16 protein-coding genes are annotated in these 14,630 nt (G+C 70.8%); 7 read left to right on the top strand and 9 right to left on the bottom strand.

Annotated elements, in window-relative coordinates:
• Positions 1–3: 3 nt before the first annotated feature.
• From BA062_RS34775 to BA062_RS34765, 3 genes are read right to left on the bottom strand one after another with little or no spacing between them, the layout of a single operon-like run.
• Positions 4–606: a TetR/AcrR family transcriptional regulator gene (locus tag BA062_RS34775; protein WP_110343389.1), complete on the bottom strand. Its 603-nt coding sequence runs from the start codon at positions 604–606 to the stop codon at positions 4–6.
• Complete coding sequence (locus BA062_RS34770; RefSeq protein WP_110343388.1) at positions 597–2,108, bottom strand: ATP-dependent acyl-CoA ligase; 1,512 nt, start codon at positions 2,106–2,108, stop codon at positions 597–599. Before BA062_RS34770 ends, BA062_RS34775 begins: the two co-directional genes overlap by 10 nt.
• The gene (locus BA062_RS34765) at positions 2,101–2,847 is read right to left on the bottom strand and encodes an enoyl-CoA hydratase/isomerase family protein (protein WP_110343387.1); all 747 of its coding nucleotides are present in this window, start codon (positions 2,845–2,847) and stop codon (positions 2,101–2,103) included. Before BA062_RS34765 ends, BA062_RS34770 begins: the two co-directional genes overlap by 8 nt.
• A gap of 47 nt (positions 2,848–2,894) precedes the next feature.
• On the opposite strand from BA062_RS34765, the gene BA062_RS34760 reads away from it, so the two are divergent.
• From BA062_RS34760 to BA062_RS34750, 3 genes are all read left to right on the top strand, one after another.
• Complete coding sequence (locus BA062_RS34760) at positions 2,895–3,335, top strand: GNAT family N-acetyltransferase (RefSeq protein WP_110343386.1); 441 nt, start codon at positions 2,895–2,897, stop codon at positions 3,333–3,335.
• A gap of 34 nt (positions 3,336–3,369) precedes the next feature.
• Positions 3,370–4,053, top strand: coding sequence for a metal-dependent transcriptional regulator (locus BA062_RS34755; protein WP_110343385.1), 684 nt, complete (start codon positions 3,370–3,372; stop codon positions 4,051–4,053).
• Positions 4,054–4,306: 253 nt separating this feature from the next.
• Positions 4,307–4,648 (top strand): transcriptional regulator, encoded by a 342-nt coding sequence (locus tag BA062_RS34750; RefSeq protein WP_110343384.1) that lies wholly within the window; start codon positions 4,307–4,309, stop codon positions 4,646–4,648.
• Here BA062_RS34750 and BA062_RS34745 read toward each other — a convergent pair.
• The 5 genes from BA062_RS34745 to BA062_RS34725 are packed head-to-tail and all read right to left on the bottom strand — an operon-like array spanning position 4,598 to position 9,483.
• Positions 4,598–5,827: a pyridoxal phosphate-dependent aminotransferase gene (locus BA062_RS34745; RefSeq protein WP_110343383.1), complete on the bottom strand. Its 1,230-nt coding sequence runs from the start codon at positions 5,825–5,827 to the stop codon at positions 4,598–4,600. The genes BA062_RS34750 and BA062_RS34745 overlap by 51 nt on opposite strands.
• A gap of 44 nt (positions 5,828–5,871) precedes the next feature.
• On the bottom strand, positions 5,872–7,011 hold the full coding sequence (locus BA062_RS34740) for a sulfotransferase family protein (protein ID WP_110343382.1): 1,140 nt from the start codon (positions 7,009–7,011) through the stop codon (positions 5,872–5,874).
• A gap of 10 nt (positions 7,012–7,021) precedes the next feature.
• A complete protein-coding gene (locus BA062_RS34735; RefSeq protein ID WP_110343381.1) occupies positions 7,022–7,798 on the bottom strand; it encodes an SDR family oxidoreductase in 777 nt (258 codons plus the stop codon).
• A complete protein-coding gene (locus tag BA062_RS34730; protein ID WP_110343380.1) occupies positions 7,798–8,967 on the bottom strand; it encodes a hypothetical protein in 1,170 nt (389 codons plus the stop codon). Before BA062_RS34730 ends, BA062_RS34735 begins: the two co-directional genes overlap by 1 nt.
• A 21-nt stretch (positions 8,968–8,988) precedes the next feature.
• The gene (locus tag BA062_RS34725; RefSeq protein WP_110343422.1) at positions 8,989–9,483 is read right to left on the bottom strand and encodes a nuclear transport factor 2 family protein; all 495 of its coding nucleotides are present in this window, start codon (positions 9,481–9,483) and stop codon (positions 8,989–8,991) included.
• Between the two features lie 58 nt (positions 9,484–9,541).
• On the opposite strand from BA062_RS34725, the gene cysD reads away from it, so the two are divergent.
• The 3 genes from cysD to BA062_RS34710 are packed head-to-tail and all read left to right on the top strand — an operon-like array spanning position 9,542 to position 13,025.
• The gene (cysD, locus tag BA062_RS34720) at positions 9,542–10,450 is read left to right on the top strand and encodes a sulfate adenylyltransferase subunit CysD (RefSeq protein ID WP_110343379.1); all 909 of its coding nucleotides are present in this window, start codon (positions 9,542–9,544) and stop codon (positions 10,448–10,450) included.
• An 8-nt stretch (positions 10,451–10,458) separates the two neighbouring features.
• The gene (gene cysC, locus BA062_RS34715) at positions 10,459–12,270 is read left to right on the top strand and encodes an adenylyl-sulfate kinase (RefSeq protein WP_425452995.1); all 1,812 of its coding nucleotides are present in this window, start codon (positions 10,459–10,461) and stop codon (positions 12,268–12,270) included.
• Positions 12,267–13,025: a 3'(2'),5'-bisphosphate nucleotidase CysQ gene (locus BA062_RS34710; protein WP_110343377.1), complete on the top strand. Its 759-nt coding sequence runs from the start codon at positions 12,267–12,269 to the stop codon at positions 13,023–13,025. The genes cysC and BA062_RS34710 overlap by 4 nt, the downstream gene beginning before the upstream one ends.
• A gap of 27 nt (positions 13,026–13,052) precedes the next feature.
• Here the strand turns inward: BA062_RS34710 and BA062_RS34705 are convergent, their stop codons facing one another.
• Positions 13,053–13,721, bottom strand: coding sequence for an SGNH/GDSL hydrolase family protein (locus BA062_RS34705; protein ID WP_110343376.1), 669 nt, complete (start codon positions 13,719–13,721; stop codon positions 13,053–13,055).
• 140 nt (positions 13,722–13,861) lie between these two features.
• Here BA062_RS34705 and BA062_RS34700 point away from each other — a divergent pair, with 140 nt between their 5' ends.
• Positions 13,862–14,497, top strand: a complete 636-nt coding sequence (locus BA062_RS34700; RefSeq protein ID WP_110343375.1) for a TetR/AcrR family transcriptional regulator — start codon at positions 13,862–13,864, stop codon at positions 14,495–14,497.
• The last annotated feature ends 133 nt before the right edge of the window (positions 14,498–14,630 follow it).

The raw sequence follows: 14,630 nt of genomic DNA, 5'->3' as shown, positions 1-14,630 counted from the left end.
GTGTCAGGAGTTCGCCAAACCACAGCGTGCGGGGGTGTGAACGCCCAGCGCACGCAGGGTGAGCTCGACGTGGTGGTCGGCCACCTGACGCAGCGTCAGCGCACCTCGCGGCGAGTACCAGCGGGCCACTCCGTTGCACATGTCGAGCACGGCGATGCGCGTGACGGCGGGTTGGCCGGTGTCGAAGACCCCTTCTTTCCGGCCTGCCTCGATCGTGTCGGACCACAGCCGCTCGTAGGCGTCCCGCAGCTGGACGACCTCCCGGCGCAGCCGCGGCGACAACACGTCGATGTGGTCGTCCACCACCCTCGTCTCGTTCGGCTGCCGGGCGTGCGCGGTGACGTGCAGGGTGACGAGCCTGCGGATCCGCTCGACCGGGTCGGCGACGCCGTCGACGGCGTCTGTCGCGTCGTCGAGCAGACGTCGCAGGCAGTCGCGCATGATCCCGGCGAGCAGCTCCTCCTTGGTGCCCATGTAGTGGTACAGGCTGGCCGAGGAAAGCTTGGCGGCCTGCGCGAGGTCGCGGATGCCGGTACCGTGGAACCCCTTGGTGGCGAACAGTTTCACCGCCGCGCGGCGCACGCGTTCGCCGGTGCTCACAGCCATGTGCGCTCCACCCGGTCGTAGGAGCCGGTGAGATCTCCGACGGTCCCGCGCAGCTCGCCCTTGGCCACCCGTTCCGACGGCGTCATGGGCAGCGTGTCCACAAAGGACCAGTAGCGGGGTACCTTGAAGTAGGCGAGCCGTTCGCCGCAGAACCCGGCCAGCGACTCGGGATCAGGCTCGCCGACGGCGACGACGTACGCCCGGATCTCCTCGCCCCGCAACGAGTCCGGCACGGGGAGCACCGCGGCCGAGCGCACCGAGGGATGCCGCAGCAGCGCCCGCTCCACCTCGTCGGCGGAAACGTTCTCGCCGCTGCGGCGGATCATGTCCTTGGTCCGCCCGGCGTAGAAGACCCTGCCGTGCTCGTCCATCCACGCCAGGTCGCCGGTGCGGAACCAGCCGCCGCGAAACGCCCTCGCCGTCGCATCCGGGTCGTCGTGGTAGCCGTGCATCAGGCCGACGCCCCGGATCAGCAGCTCGCCGGTCTCCCCCCGGGGCAACGGCTCGCCGTCCTCGCCCGCGATCATCGCCTCGCGCGCCGGCGTCGGCGTGCCGATGCAGCCGGTGCCCACCAGTTCGTCGTGGTCGGCGGGCCCGACCCGCAGGTCGCCGCCGGTCTCGGTCATGCCGAACGCCTCGAACCACGGCACGCCCCAGCGCTTCTCCAGCTCGGCGTGCAGCTCCCGCGGAATGGCCGACGCGCTGATCGCCCGCACCCTGTGCGCGCGGTCCTCCGGCGACTCCGGCTGGCGCAGCAGCAGCGTCGGCATCAGGCCGAGGCAGTAGAACCACGTGACGCCGTGCTCGCGCACCTTCGCCCAGAACGTCGAGGGGTGGAACCGGTCGAGCACCACGAGCGTCGCGCCGCTCGCGAGCCCCGCCGCGACGTTCCACTGTGGATCGACGTAGTGGAACGGCTGCGCGGTGAGCAGGACGTCGTTGTCGCTCAGGTGCGGGAACCCGGTGACGAGCCCCTCGGCGAGGGTCGTCCAGTACCGGTGCGGCAGGACGCAGCCCTTCGGTGCACCGGTGGTGCCCGACGTGTACTGGATGTTCACGGGCAGCTCGGGCGCGTGCACCGGCTTCGGCGCCCCTTCGGGCCGCAGCTCGTCGACCGTGAGCACGCGTTCCAGCGGCGTGCGGGGTGCGATCGTGGTGAGGAGGCCGGCGAACTCCCCGGTCGTGACCGCGAACCGCGCGCCGGAGTGGGCGAGCACGTGCTCTCCGTCCAGCTCGCGGTAGCTGGTGTTGACGGGCACCAGCACCGCCCCGATCCTGGCGAGCGCGAGCCACAGCAACGGGAACTCGGGCTGGTTGCGCAACATCACGGCCACCCGGTCGCCCCGCCGCGTGCCGAGCGCGGCGAGCGCGGAGGCGAGCTCGCCGCTGCGGCGGTCGACGTCGCCGAACGTCAGCCGTTCGCCGGTGGCGTCGAACACCCACGCCGTGCGGTCCTGCCACTCCCGCGCGGCGCCGGTGACGAGCGTGACGAGGTCAGTCACGGGCCCGGAACTCCGTAGTGGCGCGGGCGACCTCCGGCGTGTGCTCGGTGAGCAGGGCGTGGCTGATCTCCAGTTCCAGCGCCGTTTCCACCGCGCTGTCGACACCCCGGTCGATCGCGCGCTTGGCCAGCGTCACCGCGGCGGGCGGCTTCGCGACGAGCCGGCCCGCCCAGGCAAGAGCGAACTCCAGCAGTTCGTCGCGGCCCACCATCTCGTTGACCAGCCCCATGCCCTTCGCCACCGGTGCGTCGACGCGTTCGCCGAGCAGCACCAGTTCTTTCGCCTTCGCGGGGCCGACGAGCAGCGGCAGCAGGCGCGATGCCGCACCCGTGATGCTGAGCCCCAGCGTGGCCTCAGGGAAGGCGAACACCGCGTCGTCGGCCGCAACCACGAGATCGCAGCCGAGCGCGAACTCCGCGCCCGCGCCGATCGCGTAGCCGTGCACGGCGGCGATCACCGGCTGCGGCAGGCCCCGCAGCCTGCGGGTGACGTCCTGCAGGCGCTCCAGCCGAACCCGGGAGTCGCCGTCGCCGGAGGGTTCCTTCAGGTCGTGGCCAGCGCAGAACGCCCGGCCCCGCCCGGCGAGCACCACGGCGCGGGCACTCTCGTCGGCGGCGACCGCGTCGAGAGCCCCCAGCAGGTCGTCCACCAGCTCGGGCGACACGGCGTTGAGCCGGTCGGGCCGGTTCAACCAGACGAGCGCGACTCCATCGGCGACGGTCAGCTCCACGGTGTCCATGCCGCACAGCCTAGACGGACCGATCGATCGATCGATAGTCTTCCCGCATGCCGGTTCGTGATGCTGAGGCCGCCGACATCGAGGAGATCTGCGCGCTCATCGAGGAGCACGCGCGCTACGAGGGCAACGAGGATCTCGTGCTCGACCGCGAGGACATGGCGCGGCACCTGTTCGGGCCCGAGCCGAAGGCGTGGGTGCTGATGGCCGAGTCTGGCGGCGAGGTGGCCGGGATGGCGTTCTGCTCGTGGAACTTCTCGACGTGGGAGGCGCGGCCGGGTATCTGGCTCGACGACATCTTCGTGCGGCCCGCGTTCCGGCGGCTCGGCCTCGGCAGGGAGCTGCTGAACGAGCTGCGCAAGCGCACCAGCGGGCGCGTCGAGTGGGACATGCAGGAGGGCAACGAGCGGGCGGCGGCGTTCTACGCCGACCTCGGCGCCGAGCCCGTGCCCGGGTGGATTCGGTATCGTTGGCGTCCTGACCTGGCCTGATGGTGCGTGAAGTGAGGTCCGTATCGTGGAGGGCATGGCAGATGGCACCTACCGGCGTTCGTCCTCGATCGAGGATTACGTGAGGGCTATCTATGGCCTGGTCGAGCGTAGTGAGCAGGTCACCAACACGTCGCTGGCGGCGCGGCTCGAGGTGAGTCCGTCCTCGGCGTCGGGGATGGTGACGAAGCTGTCGCAGCAGGGGCTGGTGGCGCACGTGCCGTACCGCGGCATCGAGCTGACGCCCGCGGGCAGGCAGCTGGCGAGGTCGGTGCTGCGCAGGCACCGGCTGATCGAGTCGTACCTCGTTTCGGAGCTCGGCTACACATGGGACGAGGTGCACAGCGAGGCCGATCTGCTGGAGCACGTGGTGTCCGATCTGCTCGTCGAGCGGATCGCGGCGAAGCTCGGCAACCCGGTCCGTGACCCGCACGGCGATCCCATTCCCGCGGCGGACGGCAGCGTCGAGGAGCTGTCGACCCGCCTGCTCGACGAGCTGCCGGCGGGCTCGGTCGGCGAGATCGTGAGGGTGTGGGACACCGATCCGGACCTCCTGCGCTATCTCGCGGAGCGCTCGATCACCCTGGGTGACCGGATTGAGGTGGTCGAGCGTCAGCCCTTCGGCGGTCCGGTGGTGGTGAAGGTGGGCCCTCCGGCCCGCGCGGAAACCCACGCACTCGGTACGGAGATCGCGCAGGCGCTGTCAGTAGCGGTCCGCTGACGCCCCGCGAGTCTTGCGTTCCCGTTCGCGAGTCTTGCGTTCAGGACCGCGAGTTGTGCGTTTCGGCGCGGGGAGCCTCTTCCGGCGATGGGCAACTCGGCGTCGGGAATGCACAACTCGGCGTCCGGAGCGCACGACTCGCGTGCGGGAGCGTACGACTCGCGGGCGGGATGCTGACAAGGGACCTTTGCCCCTTCCGGCGCCTCTCGCGTTGCCCATACGCTGCACCGGTTCCTCGATGAGCGGAGCTGCGATGACCGGTCAGAGAACACCACAGATGGACCGGGGGCAGAGTGCTACGCGCGAGGTGGAGTCGCTGCTGGCGACCGGACCTTTCGCCGTGGCGTTGCGTGCGGCGATACGTGCCAGGGGCCTCGGGCTCGAGCGGATCCAGTACCGGTTGCGCCGCCGCGGCGTGCCGGTGAGCCTGGCGACGCTGAGCCATTGGCAGTCCGGCCGTTGCCGCCCAGAGCGCCCCGGTTCCCTCGCGGCACTGAGGTACCTCGAGGAGGTACTCGAAGTGCCGCCGGGAGCCCTCCTACGACTACTCGCCGTCGAGAACGGCGGACAGCGCGTCACGCAGGTGCCCCAGTGACCGCGCGATCCACGGCAACGTGACGGGATCGGGACTGCGCAACGCCGACCACCGCTGTTCGGCGTCGTCGCCGTAGAGCAGGCTCGTCGCCACGCGGAACCGGAGCGCGGCGGGGTCGTCGCCGAACTCGGCGCCCGCCAGTACCCCGACACCGTGCCGGTCGAGCAGGTGCTCGGCCAGCTGCGCGCCGGTGGTGAAGCCCTTGGCGCGCAACGGTTCCAGGTCCGGGTACAGGTAGAAGCCCGCCTGCGGCGCACGACAGTCCGCGCCTGCCGCGGTGAACTCGGCGTGCACGGCGCGCGCGACGGCCGCGTGCAGTGCCCTGCTCGCGTCGATGTGGGCGCGGACCTCGGGGGGCTCCGCCAGCACGTACGCCGCGACCTCCTGCATCGGTGCGGGCAGGCTCGACCACACCTCGCTCGCCACGCCGACGAGCGCGGCGCGCTGCTCCGGCCGCGGCACGCGGGCGAAGCCGATGCGGTAACCGCCGAGCGCCATGTTCTTGCTGAGCCCGGCCGTGACCACCGTGTGCTCGGGCAGTTCGGCCGCCGGGCTGCGCACCTCGGCAGAATCGTGGACGAGGTCGCGGTAGATCTCGTCGGAGAGCACCGTCAGCCCGTGCGCACCGGCGACAGCGCAGACCTCCTTGACCAGTTCGGCCCCGGCGAGGGTGCCGGTGGGGTTGTCGGGCACGGTCAGGATCAGCACGCCCGGCTCGGCGCCGTCCTTGCGCGCGCCGGTCAGTGCCCGGTCGAGCCGCTCCGGGTCGGGCACGCCGCCCGCGCTCTCCGGCACCGGCACGCCGAGCACCCGCCTGCCGAGCAGGGCGGCCTGTGCGGCGTAGCTGACCCACGACGGCTGCGGGAGCACGACGTCGCCGGGCAGCACGGCGAGCAGTCCGAAGAGCAGCGCCTTGCTGCCGGGCGCCAGCACGATGTCGTCGGCCTCGGTCGGCAGCCCGCGCCTGCTGAAGTAGCCCGCCGCCGCCTGCCGGGCCTCGGCGGAGCCGACGACGGCCCCGTACTCGTTGCGGTGCGCGGCCCCGGCCAGCACGTCGCGCACCTCGGGCAGGACGGGCAGCCCGGCCTCCCCGAAGCCGAGGTGCAGCACCTGCTCGCCCGCTGCCCGCTTCGCCTGCAGCTTCTCGTTGATCGCCAGGGTCGCCGAGTGCCTGATCACGAAGATTGCCTCCCTTGTTTGCGTCAAGGATAGCGGAGGCAATATTAGTTGCAAGGGGTGGCCGCGGCGAACCGCTCGGCGACATCCCCCTCCGTGAGCCCGAAGTCGGCGAGGCGGTAGCGGTGCGCCGGTTTGCGGACGCCCGTGGTGCTCTCGGCGTGCAGCGTGCGCATCGCGGCCCGCGCCTCCTCGCTGAACGGGATCCCGAAGTGGGCGTACAGCGACTCGACCGTGCCCACCGGGTCGGCGACGAAGTCGTCGTAGTGGACGTCGTAGAACCGCGCTTGGTCGTGCCTGGCCCGCTCGGCGGTGAACGTCTCGAGCCCGCGCGCCCACAGCTCCAGCTGGTCGCGCCCCACCGTCTCGCCACGGAAAGTCTCCGACCACTGCGCGCTCGCCTGCGCGTTGAGGCTGCACACCGAGGCGATCGCGACCTTGGGGGCGCGGTGGGTCTGCACCACGAGCGCATCCGGGTACACGGCGAGCAGCGCGTCGAGCGCGAACAGATGGCTGGGGTTCTTCAGCACCCACCGCCGGCCCGCGTCGGGCAGGCCGATCAGCTGCAGGTTGCGCCGGTGCCTGCGGTAGGCGGGTGCCCAGTCCTGTTCGGACAGCCACGCCGAGTACGCGGGCACGTGCGCGAGGCACTCGTAGGAGATCGAGCGCAGTGACTGCCGCAGCAGCTGCCAGCACTCCTCCACCTCGTCCGCCGACATCGCGTGCACGCCGAGGAACTCGGGGTGCTCCACGTGGTACTGCTCGTAGCCGGCCTGGATGCGCTGGAACACCGGGTTGTCCGCCCACGTCCGCCGAGGCGGCCTCGGCTGTGGCACCTCGGTCAGCCACACCTCCAGCCCCTGATGGGCGGGGTCGGCGGTGAGCAGCCGGTGCAGCGCGGTCGTGCCGGTGCGCGGCAGGCCCGTGACGAAGATCGGCCGCTCGATCGTGACGTCGGCGTACTCGGGCCGGGCCTTCCACGCGGCCTCGCTGAGCAGTCGCGCGACGAGCGCTCCCCGCAGGAACGCCCGCTTCACCCTGCGGCCCAGCTGGGTCAGTCCCGCCTCGCGTTCGTAGGACTCCAGCAGCACCGCGAGCCCGTCGGTGTAGTCGTCGGTGCCGAAGTCGTCGAGTCCGGTGATCTTCGTGGCCGAGGCGTGCAGGTCGGCGACGGTGCCAACGCTCATCGGGTTCCCCTCAGTGGTGGTACTCGCCGCCGTTGACGTCGAGGCATTGGCCGGTGATCGCCCGGGCGAGGGGGGAGGCCAGGAACACCACGGCGTCGGCGATCTCGTCGGGTTCGGGCAGCTTGCGCAGGTCGATGGTCGCCGCGGTCTCGGCGTAGACCTGCTGCGGGTCCACGCCGCGTTCCCTGGCGAGAGAGGAGAAGTACCACTTGAGCGAGCCCGCCCAGATGTAGCCGGGCGCCACCGAGTTGACGCGAATGCCGCGCGGGCCGAGTTCGGTGGAGAGGCTCTGCGCCAATGACAGCAGGCTCGACTTCGCCATCTTGTACGCGCCGAACGTGCGCCGGGAGTGCCGCAGCACCGCCGAGTTGATCATCACCACGGCGCCGCCCGTCTCGGCGAGCGCGGGCGTGCACAGCCGCGTGAGCCGCAGTGCCGCGAGCACGTTGGTCTCGAAGCCCGCCCGCACCGCGTCGAGGTCGACGTCGAGCAGGTCGGTCATCGGTGGGATGGCGAAGGCGTTGTTGACGAGCGCGTCCATGCGCCCGTAGGCGTCCACTGTGGTCTCGGCGACGCGGCGGGCCGAGTCGTCGTCGGTGATGTCGGCCCGCACCGTCACGGCCCGCCTGCCCAGCTCGGTGACCTCCTTGGCCACCTCGCCGAGCCGCTTCTCGGTCCTCGCCGCGAGCACGAGGTCGGCGCCCGCCTTCGCACACTGGACCGCGATCGAGCGGCCGAGCCCAGGCCCGACGCCCGACACCACGATCACCTTGTCCCGCAACAACATCAGCCGAGCATCCTCGTCGCGACGGCGGTCTGCCTGGCCGCGATGCGCGCGGTCCACTCCTCGGGTGTCACCCTGGCCTGCTCGTAGTAGGGCAGCTTCGCGGGCAGCTCGCCGACGTCCACCACGTCGACCTCGGGTCCGTCGTCCGGCGTGAGGTCGCGGGAGAGCCGCTGCCAGCGGATCTGCACGTAGCCGCGGGCGTGCCCGAGCCGTTCCAGCCAGTTGGCGACGCCGGGGTCGCGCTCGCTGATCACGAACCGCAGCTTGCCGTCGGGGTCCACGCGCGCCTGGTCGGCGGTGAGGCTCGTCTGGTGGTTGAGGTAGTCGAGCGAGACGTACCACCTGCTGCCGAGCTGGATGCCCTGGTACGGCGCCTCTGAGGCGGGGACCGTGACGATCATCGCCTGGTCGTCGGCGAGGTCGTAGTGGCCTGCCGAGGAGAACTGCGTCGCGAGCCCGCCGGGCGTGCGCCTCGGCTCGGTCATCGTGTTGACCGGCAGCTTCAGGTAGAACCACTCCGGGAACGCGAGGAACGTCCGCAGCCTGCTGAGCAGGATCTTGCCGGCCACGCCGTAACGCTTCTCCAGCGCCGTGCGGTCCTTCGGCTCCGGTGCGGCACCGAGGCGGTCGGCGCGGTGGATGCGCAGGGTGCCGCGCCGCTCGGTGGCCCAGTCGCTGTAGACCTCGCGCACCACGAGCATCGCCGATCCCTTGCCCAGCACGAAGTATCCGGGGCCGGCCTTGCCGCGATCGGGGCCGAACCGCAGCTCGAACCGCCCGTCGGCATTGATCTCCAGCTCACGGTCGTCGAAGGCCGCGAGGCTGTCGGGCACCTCCACCGGCGAGTAGTCGCCGTTGAGCACTTGGAAGCTCAGATCCCTTGTGGTGCCACGGGTTCCGGTGACCACGTACTCGGCGTCGTCACGCAGGTACGAGTGGAAGTACAGCGCGTCGGGGTTGTCGAGGCCCATCTTCGTGTAGGGCCCCGTGGAGGTGACGAAGTAGGGGAAGTCCCGTTCATACGCCCACGCGAGCTGCAGCGACGCCCTGATGCTGCCCGCGAGGTAGTCGTAGCCCTCGATCAGGTCCTGTTCGGTCTGGATGTGCGGCGCCTCGGCGATGACCTTCTCTGCTTCGACGACGGCGTCGGCGAACGGCTGGGTGAGCACCGACCGAGAGTAGAACGTGTTCTAGCTTGCGGTCAATGGCGGGGTCTTCGCCCAGCGGTTGGCCGTGAGCGTGAAACCGGGCAGGTCGCCGAGCGGCACGAGGTACTCGTAGGTGCGCGTGTAGCCGGTGTGCTGGATCCGCCAGACGCCGTCGGCGCCGCGCGTGTAGCGGTCCTCGTAGAACGCCGCGCCCTTGATCATCGTGTTGTTGTGCTCGGTGGCGAGCACCGTGTCCTCGAACGACCACGTGCCCTCGGCCGTGTCGCCGTCGATCTCGATCTCCGGCTGGCCCGCCGAGTGCACGGTGATGATGCCGGGGTCGAGCGTGTTGCGCAGGAAGTCCAGGATCGCCTCGCGGCCGGTGAAGCGGAGCGGCCCGCCGCCGGAGGGCGTGCCGTACTCGGCCGTCGCGTCGGGGGCGAGCGCGTCCTCAAGCTCGTCCCAGCTCTTGAGGTCGACGCAGCGGAGGTAGCGGTACTTGACGCGCTTGATCTCTTCCAGACTGGCGATGTCCATGTCGTTCAGCTTCCGCGCACCCTTGACCAGTTTCAAGAACTTGTTCTAATTTTTTCGGATGACGGGCTACGAGCTCTCGCAATCGGGTGTGCTCGAGGCCGAGGCCGTGCACGTGTTCCGCGAGGTGGCGGCGACCTTCGAGCGGCCGGTGCTGCTGTTCTCCGGCGGCAAGGACTCGGTGGTGATGCTGCACGTGGCGGTGCGGGCGTTCTGGCCTGCGCCGTTGCCGTTTCCGGTGTTGCACGTCGACACGGGGCACAACTTCGACGAGGTGCTGGAGTTCCGGGACCGGGCGGTGCGGGAGCTCGGGGTGCGGCTGCTGGTGGGGCGGGTGCAGGACGACCTCGACGCCGGGCGCGTGGTGGAGGAGCGCGGCCGGGGCGCGAGCCGCAACCGGCTGCAGACGGTGACCTTGCTGCGGATGATCAGGGAGCACTCCTTCGACGCGGTGTTCGGCGGGGCGCGCCGGGACGAGGAGAAGGCGCGGGCGAAGGAGCGGGTGTTCAGCTTCCGCGACGAGTTCGGGCAGTGGGATCCGCGCAGGCAGCGGCCCGAGCTGTGGAACCTCTACAACGGGCGGCACCGCAAGGGCGAGCACATCCGGGTGTTTCCGCTGTCGAACTGGACCGAGCTGGACGTGTGGTCCTACATCGCGGCGGAGCGGATCGCGTTGCCGTCGTTGTACTTCGCGCACCGCAGGCGGGTGTTCCAACGCGACGGGATGCTGCTGGCGTGCTCGCGGCACCTGGCGCCTGAGGCAGGGGAGGAGCCCTACGAGGCGGTGGTGCGGTTCCGCACGGTGGGGGACGCGACGTGCACGGGGTGCGTGGAGTCCCCGGCGGCGACGCCGGAGGAGGTGGTGGCCGAGGTGGCGGCGAGCCGGGTGACCGAGCGGGGCGCGACGCGGGCCGACGACCGCATCTCCGAGGCGGGCATGGAGGATCGCAAGAAGGAGGGGTACTTCTAGTGCCTCCGTTGTTGCGCGTGGCTACGGCGGGCAGTGTGGACGACGGGAAGTCCACCCTGATCGGCCGGTTGCTGCACGATTCGAAGGCGCTGTTCACCGACCAGCTGGCGGCGGTGGAGCGCACGAGCCGCGACCGGGGCGCGGGCGGGCCTGATCTGGCGCTGGTGACCGACGGGCTGCGTGCGGAGCGCGAGCAGGGGATCACGATCGACGTGGCGTACCGGTACTTCGCCACGCCCGCGCGGAAGTTCATCCTGGCCGACACCCCCGGGCACGTGCAGTACACGCGCAACACGGTCACCGGCGCCTCCACCGCGGACGTGGCGCTGATCCTGGTGGACGCGCGCAAGGGCGTGGTGGAGCAGTGCAGGCGGCACGCGTTCCTGGCGAGCCTGCTCGGGGTGGGCCATCTGGTGCTGTGCGTGAACAAGATGGACCTGGTGGGCTGGTCGCGGGAGCGGTTCGAGGAGATCAAGGACGACTTCGCCCGGTTCGCGACCCGGCTGGACGTGCACGACCTGACGTTCGTGCCGATCTCGGCGCTGCACGGCGACAACGTGGTGCACCGGGGCGCGGCGATGCCGTGGTACGAGGGCCCGTCGCTGCTGCACCACCTCGAGCAGGTGCACGTGGCCTCCGACCGCAACCTCATCGACGTGCGGCTGCCGGTGCAGTACGTGATCCGCGCCGGCGACTTCCGCGGCTACGCGGGCACGATGGCGGGCGGGGTGCTCAAACCCGGCGACGAGGTGCTGGTGCTGCCCTCGGGGTTCTCCACCACCGTGCGCGCGGTGTGGGGCCCCGGCGGGGTGCCGGTGGCGGAGGCGTTCCCGCCCCAGGCGGTGACCGTCGAGCTGGCCGACGAGCTGGACGTGGGCAGGGGAGACCTGCTCTGCCGCCCCGGCAACCGCCCGCACGCCGACGGCGACCTCGACGCGATGGTGTGCTGGTTCTCCGAGCACGCCGGGCTCGAACCCGGCAGCCACTACCTCCTGCGCCACACCACCAGTGAGACCGCCGCCACGGTCGCCGAACTGGACTACCGGCTCGACGTCAACACCCTGCACCGCGACGAGACCGCGACCGGGTTGAGCCTCAACGAGATCGGTCGCGTCCGGCTGCGCACCCGGCGGCCACTGCTGTTCGACCCCTACCGCCGCAACCGCACCACCGGCGGCTTCGTGCTCATCGACCCGGTCACCCAGGACACCGTGGCCGCCGGCATGCTCACCGGCCCCCGCCGGCCCGGCCGGAGCGTGGTCTGGCAGTCCGCCGCCGTCACCCGCGAGCAACGGCCCACCCAGGGCGCCACGATCTGGCTCACCGGCCTTTCCGGCTCCGGCAAGTCCACCATCGCCGTCGAGCTGGAACGCAGGCTCGTCGCGCTCGGCCGCCCCGCCTACCTGCTCGACGGTGACAACCTCCGCCACGGCCTCAACGCCGACCTCGGGTTCAGCGCCCGCGACCGCACCGAGAACGTCCGCCGCGCCGGCGAGGTCGCCCGTCTGTTCGCCGACGCCGGCGTGGTCGCCGTCGTCTCCCTCATCAGCCCGTACCGCGCCGGCCGTGATCGTGTCCGCGCCGTGCACGAGGCCGCCGGGTTGCCCTTCGTCGAGGTCTACGTCGACACGCCGCTCGAGGTGTGCGAGGCCCGCGACCCCAAGGGCCTCTACGCACGCGCCCGCGCGGGCGAGCTCACCGGCTTCACCGGTATCGACACCCCCTACGAGCCCCCGGCGGCCCCCGACCTGGTCCTCCATCCCGGCGACGGCGACCCGGCCACACTCGCCGCCCGAGTCCTTGCTTTGCTGGAGCGGTGACCACCGACGCGCGACTCGCCGCCCGGCTCGCCGACGAAGCCGGGCACCTGCTGCTCTCCGTGCGGGAGAACGGCACCGACCTGGAACCGAAAGCACTCGGCAAGCGGGGTGACGCCGAGTCCAACGCACTGCTGCTGAGCAGGCTCGCCGCCGAGCGGCCCGGTGACGCCGTGCTCTCCGAGGAGTCGGCCGACGACCCGGCGCGCCTCGACGCCGACCGCGTGTGGATCATCGACCCGCTCGACGGCACGCGCGAGTTCAGCAAGCCGGGCCGCTCGGACTGGGCCGTGCACGTCGCGCTGTGGGAGCGGGGCGGGGGCATCACCGCGGCCGCCGTCGCCCAGCCCGCGCTCGGACTGGTCCATGCCAGTGACGACGCCTCGCTCGGACCGAGGCATGACGGCCGGATCCGGGTGCTCGTCAGCGACAGCAGGCCGCCCGCGTTCGCCGCGCCGGTCGCCGAACGGCTCGACGCCGAACTGGTGCCGATGGGCTCGGCGGGCGCGAAGGCGATGGCGGTGCTGCGCGGCGAGGCCGATGCGTACGTGCACGCGGGCGGGCAGTGGGAATGGGACTCCGCCGCGCCGGTCGGGGTCGTGCTCGGGGCCGGGCTGCACGCGTCGCGCGTGGACGGTTCTCCCTTGCGCTACAACGAGTCCCACCCCTACCTGCCGGATCTGGTGATCAGCAGGCCCGAGCTCGCCGACCGGCTGCTCACGGCGATCCGGTTGGATGCTCCCCCGCAGGCTGGTTGAGCGGGGAATCCGCAGTGAAGGTGGCCTTCACTGCAGATGGGCTGCGAGGAGGCGGATGGTTTCGGTGGCCGCGATCGCGTGGCCCCTGCCGTTGACGTGGATGCCGTCAACGCTGTAGATCGACGCCTCCGACGACGCGGGGTGCGAGGTCAGGTCCGCGTGCCACGCGCCCTCGCGTTCGGCGATCGCGCGCGTGCGGCCGGACAGGTCGTGCAGCCGCGTTTCCAGCCCACCGGACACCTCGGGCGCCAGCACGGGTGACCTCGTGATGTCAAACAGTCCGACAGTCACCACCTCGCTGCCCGCCTCCCGCAGCGCGCGCACGATGCCCGCGAGCACCACCTCCACCGCGCCGGGGTCGTACGAGCGACGCAGCATGTCGTTACCGCCGCACGCCACCACGGCCAGGTCGGGTTCGAAGGCCAGCGCAGGGGACAGCTGGAAGCGGCTCACCTCCTCGGCGAAGAGCCCGCGTTTGCCGAGGTTGAGGTACTCCAGCACGGGGTTGTGCGCGCGCAGCGCGGCGGCGACCCGGTCGGCCCACGGCACCGGCGGGTAGCCGTCGAGCAGGTCGCCGACGCCCTCGGCGACGCTGTCGCCGAGCACGGCGAACCGGCGCCACGGTGCGCCGGAGAGCAGGGGGAACAGGACCTCGTCGGTCAGGCAGTGCGGATCGCTGTGCTCACTCAGGCTCATCTCATCACCTCAAAGTAAGTGGACGGTCGTACGGTAAAACTTTCGCAGGTGATGAGTCAATGTTCCGGACAGATCTAGCTTGATTAGTGGACAGTTGTCCCGTGGTTTACGCTGGTGCCGAGCGAAGGGCAGGTGTGGTGATGACCGGGCCACGGGTCGACAAGCGCGTCGAGCGCGGACAGCACTCCCGCCGGGCGATCCTCGACCGGGCCATGGACATCGCCTCGGTCGAAGGGCTTGAGAGCCTGTCCGTCCGGCGCCTCGCGGCCGAGCTGGAACTCAGCAAGAGCGGCGTGTTCGCGCAGTTCGGCTCCAAGGAGGAACTGCAGCTCGCGACGGTGCGCGCCGCCGTGGAGGTCTACGTCGACAAGGTCGTCCGACCGGCCCGGCGAGCCCCGGCGGGAATCCGGCGCGTGCGGGCGCTGTGCGAGTCCTGGCTCGCGTACGCCAGGGAGCCGGTGTTTCCCGGCGGCTGTTTCTTCCTGTCGGTGGCGGCCGAGTTCGATGCCAGGCCGGGTCGTGTCCGTGATGCCGTGGCCGCGGCGCGCCGCGACTGGCAGCGACTTTACGAACGGACCATCGACGAGGCTCGCGAACTCGGGGAAATCACGCCCGAGACCGACGCGGCGCAATTGGCGTTCGAACTCGACGCATTGGCCAGGGGTGGAGGCCAGGATGCGCTGTTGCACGATGATCCACAATTGTACGACCGCGTACGGACCGCGTTACTCGTGCGTCTTCGGTCCGTCGCGACGGATTCCGCGCTCCTCGATTGAGCCGTCGGCTTTCGACAATGATTGGCCGCCGAGTCGCGGCATTGTCGAATCCCAAAAGATCAAACACGCGAAATCGAACGCGGGCGGGGCGTGTGCCCCACCCGCGCTCGAGTGTGTGTATGTGTGTGTTCGC

The organism is Prauserella flavalba (genome assembly GCF_003202235.1).
GTDB lineage: Bacteria > Actinomycetota > Actinomycetes > Mycobacteriales > Pseudonocardiaceae > Prauserella_A > Prauserella_A flavalba.
Note: the sequence above shows the minus strand (reverse complement) of the source record. Positions and strands in the feature narration are given on the sequence as shown.

Bases quoted from the DNA above. Each gene is read 5' to 3' on its own strand.
- BA062_RS34740 (WP_110343382.1), bottom strand. From the start codon at position 7,011: ATGAGCGTTGGCACCGTCGCCGACCTGCACGCCTCGGCCACGAAGATC.
- BA062_RS34705 (WP_110343376.1), bottom strand. From the start codon at position 13,721: ATGAGCCTGAGTGAGCACAGCGATCCGCACTGCCTGACCGACGAGGTC.
- BA062_RS34735 (WP_110343381.1), bottom strand. From the start codon at position 7,798: ATGTTGTTGCGGGACAAGGTGATCGTGGTGTCGGGCGTCGGGCCTGGG.
- cysD (WP_110343379.1), top strand. From the start codon at position 9,542: ATGACGGGCTACGAGCTCTCGCAATCGGGTGTGCTCGAGGCCGAGGCC.
- BA062_RS34700 (WP_110343375.1), top strand. From the start codon at position 13,862: ATGACCGGGCCACGGGTCGACAAGCGCGTCGAGCGCGGACAGCACTCC.
- BA062_RS34755 (WP_110343385.1), top strand. From the start codon at position 3,370: ATGGCAGATGGCACCTACCGGCGTTCGTCCTCGATCGAGGATTACGTG.
- BA062_RS34760 (WP_110343386.1), top strand. From the start codon at position 2,895: ATGCCGGTTCGTGATGCTGAGGCCGCCGACATCGAGGAGATCTGCGCG.
- BA062_RS34725 (WP_110343422.1), bottom strand. From the start codon at position 9,483: ATGGACATCGCCAGTCTGGAAGAGATCAAGCGCGTCAAGTACCGCTAC.
- BA062_RS34765 (WP_110343387.1), bottom strand. From the start codon at position 2,847: ATGGACACCGTGGAGCTGACCGTCGCCGATGGAGTCGCGCTCGTCTGG.
- BA062_RS34775 (WP_110343389.1), bottom strand. From the start codon at position 606: ATGGCTGTGAGCACCGGCGAACGCGTGCGCCGCGCGGCGGTGAAACTG.
- BA062_RS34750 (WP_110343384.1), top strand. From the start codon at position 4,307: ATGACCGGTCAGAGAACACCACAGATGGACCGGGGGCAGAGTGCTACG.